This window comes from Globicatella sp. HMSC072A10, from assembly GCF_001811625.1.
In the GTDB taxonomy this organism is placed as follows: Bacteria; Bacillota; Bacilli; order Lactobacillales; family Aerococcaceae; genus Globicatella; species Globicatella sanguinis.
Window position 1 is genome coordinate 1 of sequence record NZ_KV805649.1, and the last position, 6,154, is coordinate 6,154.

9 protein-coding genes and 1 pseudogene are annotated in these 6,154 nt (G+C 35.2%); 1 reads left to right on the top strand and 9 read right to left on the bottom strand.

Annotated features, from left to right (window positions below; genetic code table 11):
• Positions 1-24: 24 nt before the first annotated feature.
• Positions 25-153, bottom strand: a pseudogene (locus tag HMPREF2811_RS11510) (HIT family protein); the annotation flags it as partial.
• Positions 154-326: 173 nt separating this feature from the next.
• Entirely contained in the window at positions 327-812 is a 486-nt protein-coding gene (locus HMPREF2811_RS02655) for an NUDIX hydrolase (RefSeq protein WP_071407981.1), read from the bottom strand.
• A 295-nt stretch (positions 813-1,107) separates the two neighbouring features.
• On the opposite strand from HMPREF2811_RS02655, the gene HMPREF2811_RS11830 reads away from it, so the two are divergent.
• Entirely contained in the window at positions 1,108-1,230 is a 123-nt protein-coding gene (locus HMPREF2811_RS11830) for a hypothetical protein (protein ID WP_256388697.1), read from the top strand.
• A gap of 8 nt (positions 1,231-1,238) precedes the next feature.
• Here HMPREF2811_RS11830 and HMPREF2811_RS02660 read toward each other — a convergent pair whose 3' ends face one another.
• The 7 genes from HMPREF2811_RS02660 to HMPREF2811_RS02685 form a co-directional block, all read right to left on the bottom strand.
• Complete coding sequence (locus HMPREF2811_RS02660; RefSeq protein WP_071407982.1) at positions 1,239-2,240, bottom strand: virulence RhuM family protein; 1,002 nt, start codon at positions 2,238-2,240, stop codon at positions 1,239-1,241.
• Positions 2,241-2,364: 124 nt separating this feature from the next.
• Entirely contained in the window at positions 2,365-2,631 is a 267-nt protein-coding gene (locus tag HMPREF2811_RS10995) for a hypothetical protein (RefSeq protein ID WP_084801872.1), read from the bottom strand.
• Positions 2,632-2,634: 3 nt separating this feature from the next.
• Positions 2,635-2,838: a hypothetical protein gene (locus HMPREF2811_RS11000; RefSeq protein ID WP_084801874.1), complete on the bottom strand. Its 204-nt coding sequence runs from the start codon at positions 2,836-2,838 to the stop codon at positions 2,635-2,637.
• On the bottom strand, positions 2,835-3,041 hold the full coding sequence (locus tag HMPREF2811_RS02670) for a helix-turn-helix transcriptional regulator (protein WP_071407983.1): 207 nt from the start codon (positions 3,039-3,041) through the stop codon (positions 2,835-2,837). Before HMPREF2811_RS02670 ends, HMPREF2811_RS11000 begins: the two co-directional genes overlap by 4 nt.
• Positions 3,042-3,418: 377 nt before the next feature.
• Entirely contained in the window at positions 3,419-3,952 is a 534-nt protein-coding gene (locus tag HMPREF2811_RS02675; RefSeq protein ID WP_071407984.1) for an NUDIX domain-containing protein, read from the bottom strand.
• A 344-nt stretch (positions 3,953-4,296) separates the two neighbouring features.
• Positions 4,297-5,325 (bottom strand): S66 family peptidase, encoded by a 1,029-nt coding sequence (locus HMPREF2811_RS02680; protein WP_071407985.1) that lies wholly within the window; start codon positions 5,323-5,325, stop codon positions 4,297-4,299.
• 138 nt (positions 5,326-5,463) lie between these two features.
• Positions 5,464-5,991, bottom strand: a complete 528-nt coding sequence (locus HMPREF2811_RS02685; RefSeq protein WP_071407986.1) for a GNAT family N-acetyltransferase — start codon at positions 5,989-5,991, stop codon at positions 5,464-5,466.
• Between the last annotated feature and the right edge of the window lie 163 nt (positions 5,992-6,154).

Here is a 6,154-nt window from a genome sequence, read left to right on the forward strand (position 1 = left end):
GCGCCTTTTTTGTCTTTCTTTTCAAATAAAAATCGTATATCCCTTAAAATGTTGATTGTCTCCCAACACAACATAACCGGTTTCTAATTCTTTTACGAAATATTGATTCTCATTATTTTTAATCATTTCTATTCTTTCACATATTAAGCACATCTTTATTACTCCTACAACTTCTAATTTTTCCTTGTCATCAATACTAGATCCCCAACGTTATGCAAGTGTTCACTAAATATTTCAAGTGATTTTCCCTGCATACATATTCGAACAGCCTTTTTCAGTAGTTATATACCTTGTTAAAATTTAATAGATGAATAAGCTTAGCTACATTAATCTCTTTCATCTGTAATAATATGCTTAATACCGGTATGTTCTGATTTAAGATATTCTTTCATAAAAGTTGGATAAGCATTATATTTTTCAAGTTCATCAATCGGTATCCAGTACATATTCTCTTTTATGCCACCCATGGTAACACTTTGACTATTAAGATTCTTATTACCCTTTGGTTTCATAATGTAATAAAAGGCAATCTCATGGCAATCGACGCCTATTAAATCAGAACTTCCTACAAAGAAATTCTCATGTATCACGGCAAGACGGTCTACCTCATATTCAACACCTGTTTCCTCAAAAACTTCTCTTTTTACAGCTTCTTCCGATGTTTCTCCTAAATGAACTCCTCCACCTATAGAGTAGTAATAATCATCAACGTCATTTCCTGCAAACAAGACGCAATTATCTTCGACTATAATTGCTGCAGCCCTATATCTGAACCACTTATTTCCTTTTCTAAAACCACAATCGTGCTCCATCTTTATCTCCCTTAAAATCTAATTTATCTTATCTAATATCCCATTCATACCATTAATCTATTTGCTATTGTTTCACTTCACTTTATTCGTGAAAGCAGGGTTAGGGCTTCCGCCGTAGCTTTCACCAAGTAATGCTAGCTATTCACTCGCATTTCTTTGGGAAAGCCTGGTATGAGACCTATTCAGTTTTCCTCCAAAAGCGTAGCGATTGACTAAGGAAAACTAATACTAGTGTACTAATACTTACAAGAGACTAAGAATTAGTCTCTTGTAAGTAAAGTTAGGGCTTCACCGAGTGGGGGAAGCATTTGCTATTGTTTCACTTCACTCTGTTCGTGAAAGCAATGCAACTGCCTCCACATGTGTCGGGGATAAGGGATGGATTGGTTTTGGTATGATGGATAGGGAGTATGACTAGCAAAATTATTATTTACCTTCATTCTTGACCTCTTGCTCCAGCGCTTTAATTGTCTGCAAGTAGTCCTCTTCCACTGGCGACAAAGTATTCTTTTGATATTCACGATACTCTTTCTTCGCTTTATCCATGGCCTGTTGGTGACTGATTTTGCCTGCGGATTGCAGGACAGGTCGGCCAGTCACACTGAGGACACGATCCAAATGGTCAACGTAATCACTCATATGCATAGGCTTATGTTGTATAGCTTGAACCTCAGCAAAATCAAAGTACCCAGAAACTAAGTTGTTCAAAATTTTTAATTCATCTTCCTTTAAGTAGTTCTTAGCCACTTGAATATCTTTTAAAGTCGGCATAGACCCTGAAAAAGTAGTCAATCCCATGAAGGGTTGGCTTGCATCTGCTCTTTGATAAATCACCTCAGCAGCCGTTTGTCCATGAGCTGCAAAATGCAATTTATTCTGAACCATTTTGAAAAAGGCAATCGATTCCTGGCTCTTGGGATTATAGTCGATGCTGGTCGCATAGAGGTCCAAGACTTGACGGTACATAACCTTCTCTGAGGAGCGAATATCACGAATTCTGTCCAATAGTTCTTTCCAATAATTACCGCCAGCTTGCCCCTTAAGCCGCTCATCATCCATAGTAAAGCCTTTAATGATATATTCCTTCAATCGCTCAGTAGCCCAGCGACGAAAGTGAGTGGCGACCTTGGATTGAATGCGGTAACCAAGGGAAATGATCATATCCAAGTTGTAGTGTTTAACTTGATAATTCTTTCCATCCGAAGCAGTTATTCGGAATTTCCGAACAACTGAATCTTCATCTAGTTCGCCTTCGTTTATTATGTTTTTTATATGCTCGCTAACATTAGCTTTACTAGACTGAAATAAGTCAACGAGCTGTGCTTGTGTCAACCAAACTGTTTCATCTTCAAGCTTAACATCTAATTTACTAGTTCCATCTTCACTTTGATAGATAATAATTTCTCCGTTGTTATCCTGTTCCATCATTCGTAACTACCTCCTTCATTAATCAATTTAATCGATTTTTCCCGTTTAGGTCGCAATTACTTCTTTCTAGGGGTATTATACCAAAAAGAGAGGCATAGTCCCATGTTACTGCCGCTACATAGGTCTACATATCTCTTATTTCAAAGTTATTTTGAAGGTGGTTCTTCCAATAAATTTTGAGGGCAAGGGCTATTAGTATCTGCCCTATTCCTACAATAACCAAAGTATAGAAGATTGTTTCGTTGAAGAAACCTACCAAAATTGCACAAATTAGGATGATGAAAGATAAAATTGGGATCACATGGAGGCCAAATTTAATTTGAATTAACGCTTCTCTTTCATCATATTCTCTGATATAAACTTCTTTTAGAACGTCTTCATCTTTAAGCATCTTTCACAATTTTTCTAATTGAAAGACGCAGACTAATTCTATCCCAATAGAAAGACCTGTTGCAAACCCTCTAACACTCTCTACCGTTTGCCCCCTATCCTTCAAAAGCACATTGCCAATGATGACAAATACGAGGGCGACGGCAATAAGCGCTTGATAGACGCTGACCCGATTCTTAATTTCCCTCCGATACTTCTCTAAGTTCATGATTCATCCTCCTCATCAAATATAAAAACATCCTCTATTCTTAAGCCGAAATATTTAGAAACTTTATAGGCTAACGGCAAGGAGGCAATATACTTGCCTGTCTCAATCGAGGTAATGGTCTGCCGTGTGACGCCAACAATATCTGCTAGTTCAGCTTGAGAAAGCTTCTTCTCTTTTCTCAATTGAGGGATCTTCGTCTTCATTTGTCCTCCTTTCGTATTCTATCATTTGCATAGTGAACTTCACATTTGTAGTATAGTCCACTTTGCATTTTGTGTCAAGCAAACTTTGCACTTCGAAGCGAAAATAGTTCTCCTTTCCACTTATCTCCTCAACTAACAAAAAAGCCCCCTACTCAGGAGCTTCTCTCAACATCATAAACTTATACAAACCCTATTACTATCAGCTTTTCTTTTCAATCACCTACGCTATCGCTACAGACCTGACGCTGTAACTCACTTCGTTCGAACAGCCTCAAGCAATACCACTGCCTCAGCAGCCGATTACATCCAATCATTTTCTCGCTTCGCTCGTCATTCTTGGGCAATCCGTGCTTGGGTTGTTCCGTTCTCTATACACTTTACTTTTGGCTATCATCAATTATTTCTTTTGCTCGTTGTAAAATAGGCAGTTCTCTGTTTGCAATAAGTGTTCCTAACCTTGTATTTGCCCTATTTTCATATTCTCGAACAGCTTCGTCATATGTCAATTTTAATGTAGATAAATGAAAACTTTCTATTTCATCCAGAGTCAAATTCTTTTCTCCGAATGACTTTACTTTGCACAAGAAATAATTATTAATATTATGCCTGTGAATCAGATTGTAATAATCGCTTACAACTCCGATTTTGCAAATTATTTCTACAGATATACCAAGTTCTTCTTTCAATTCTCTTTGAATGGCGGTTTGTAAGTCCTCGCCTATCTCAACTCCGCCACCCGATGTTTCAATCAATGTTGCTTTTCCAAAATCATCATCTCGTTCTACTCTTACAAAATAGAACAAACCGTTTTCATCATAAACTATTGCTCGGGCAATATTTCTGTCATGATCAACATATTCAAATTGCCATTGTGTATCCTGCAATTCAATATTTATTTGCTTATTCAACATATATTTTTCCTCAATAAGGTAAAAATCAACTCCGTATAAATCGGGATTTACAAAACCTTCATCTTTCTTTTCGTTTTAATGATAGCTTTACATTTTTCATCTATTGCAAGCCAAAACATATCATCACGATAGATTTCTTCAAATTTAATAAATTTCGCACTTTTACTTCTGTATTTTAGTCAACAGAACCACACACTCTGTATGGCTTGAGTGGTCAGTATGGATAAAATTTGATATTTTTCAAAAGCTTCGTATGTGGGAATAGCACAATCAGTAAATATCTTGTAATTTATTACGTCACTCTAAAGTAAAGAAAAACAACCCATAGCTAAGCTCAATTTTGTTTAATAATTAAAGGAGATAATTTGTTTACTTACATTTACTTCTGCTTCTACCCCAAAAGGAATTATACATCTTGGTGTTGAGTGTCCAATATTTATGTTATAGACAATTGGTAAATCTTTATTAGGGATTTCTTCTAATAAAATAGATTTATATTCCTCGTAATAGATTTCATTTTGAGGTTTTCCTACTAATACTCCTGCTAATACATCAAATAAGCCGTAGTCTTTTAGAGCAAGTATCATTTTCCTATATAAATCTGGTTTTGGTTTTTCTTCGCTTGATTCTATTAGTAAAATCTTATTCTCCCATTCCTCAAGGGCTGGAAATAAATTATATTTGCTACAAATTTCTACTGTATCGTTAAATCTAGAATTATCGAACATATCATATATTGTTTCTATGCATCCGCCTAAAATTTTTCCACAAAATATAGGATTTCCTCTTAAAAGTTCAAAACCGGTATTAGGATGACTTTTCATTTCTACTCCTATAGCTTTCTTGCTAAAATCTTTCCTTTCTTCATACCACACTTCACTAGGATGTATCTCATTTATTTTTCCTGTTTTTATAAGTTCCAAAAAGTATTTTTCTGTATAATCTAACATATTAGCAGATAATTCACATACATCTGGCAAGAAAGCCTGACCATAAAATGTTTTTATGCCGAACTTATTTAGCATAAAGTGATTCATTGTTGAGTCAGAAAAGCCTAAAAAAAGTTTTTGTTTAACAATATTTTTTAATCTATCCCTTTCAAATAAATAAGGAGCTAATCTATAGGTATCTTCTCCACCAATAGCACATAAAATCATATCAATAGTGTCATCATCAAAAACAAGCAGCAAATCATCTGTCCTAAGTTCTGGATTATTCATTAAAAAGTCTATGCCTTTCAAAGAATTAGGTAAAAACTCTATTTCGACTCCTAGCTTATTTAATCTGTCTATTCCTATTTTTATTTCATGCTCAACGAAACTTTCCCCCAAAACACCACTTGATAAGCTCACAACTCCTATTTTCTTAATCATTATTTCCTCCAAAGATCTAAATAAAGTAAAAATATCCAATGTTCTTAATTTCTTGTCATCAACACCACACACTCAACATGTATGGTGGTTAACGTATTAATTGATAATAGTATGTTGGAAGTGTGGTTTGGATGGTAATTAGATTACATGCTCAGATGCCAAAATTGCATAGACGTAACTATCCGTCCATTCGCCTTTACTCCAATAATCTTGGATAAAGTGTGGCTCTTGTCGCATACCTACTCTTTGACATAATACCGCTGAGGCAAAATTTCTTGCATCTAGCACCGCCTGGATACGATGAACATTATGTTCTGAAAATAAATAGCCAATCACTCTGGTTACCGCTTCACTTGCATATCCACGTCCAGAATACTTAGGATTAAAAACATAGCCAATTTCTACCTTTTCTTTCATATCGGTGTACCAAACAGAAATATCCCCGATAACTTTCTCCTCTAACACGCAAGCTATGTTCAACAACTTCGCTTCAGAAAGCTCATTATTATTTATTTTCTCATTTAATAACTCAGTAGAAGTACTATCATCCCATGGCTCATGTAACAAGTATTTACAAACCTCTTCATCTTGATAAAAATCTAATAGATCTCTTAAATCTTGTGATTTAAAAGTTCTCAAGGTCATTCTTTCTGTTGTTAAATTCATGCTTTTTCTCCTCCATATCGACTAGACAGAACCTTACAAGAAATTACTTCTTCTGGTAAGTCATCTGCACAAAGTTTTCTTGTTATCACTCAAATTTTATTGAAAAGTGCCTTCAAAGTAAATATTTATATAGTAAGCGTCCTATAACAGAGTATCTATCAAT

What these genes read in the sequence shown, in the direction of transcription:
- HMPREF2811_RS02655 (WP_071407981.1), bottom strand. Translation starts at nt 812, where the DNA reads ATGGAGCACGATTGTGGTTTTAGAAAAGGAAATAAGTGGTTCAGATAT.
- HMPREF2811_RS02660 (WP_071407982.1), bottom strand. Translation starts at nt 2,240, where the DNA reads ATGATGGAACAGGATAACAACGGAGAAATTATTATCTATCAAAGTGAA.
- HMPREF2811_RS10995 (WP_084801872.1), bottom strand. Translation starts at nt 2,631, where the DNA reads ATGCTTAAAGATGAAGACGTTCTAAAAGAAGTTTATATCAGAGAATAT.
- HMPREF2811_RS11000 (WP_084801874.1), bottom strand. Translation starts at nt 2,838, where the DNA reads ATGAACTTAGAGAAGTATCGGAGGGAAATTAAGAATCGGGTCAGCGTC.
- HMPREF2811_RS02670 (WP_071407983.1), bottom strand. Translation starts at nt 3,041, where the DNA reads ATGAAGACGAAGATCCCTCAATTGAGAAAAGAGAAGAAGCTTTCTCAA.
- HMPREF2811_RS02675 (WP_071407984.1), bottom strand. Translation starts at nt 3,952, where the DNA reads ATGTTGAATAAGCAAATAAATATTGAATTGCAGGATACACAATGGCAA.
- HMPREF2811_RS02680 (WP_071407985.1), bottom strand. Translation starts at nt 5,325, where the DNA reads ATGATTAAGAAAATAGGAGTTGTGAGCTTATCAAGTGGTGTTTTGGGG.
- HMPREF2811_RS02685 (WP_071407986.1), bottom strand. Translation starts at nt 5,991, where the DNA reads ATGAATTTAACAACAGAAAGAATGACCTTGAGAACTTTTAAATCACAA.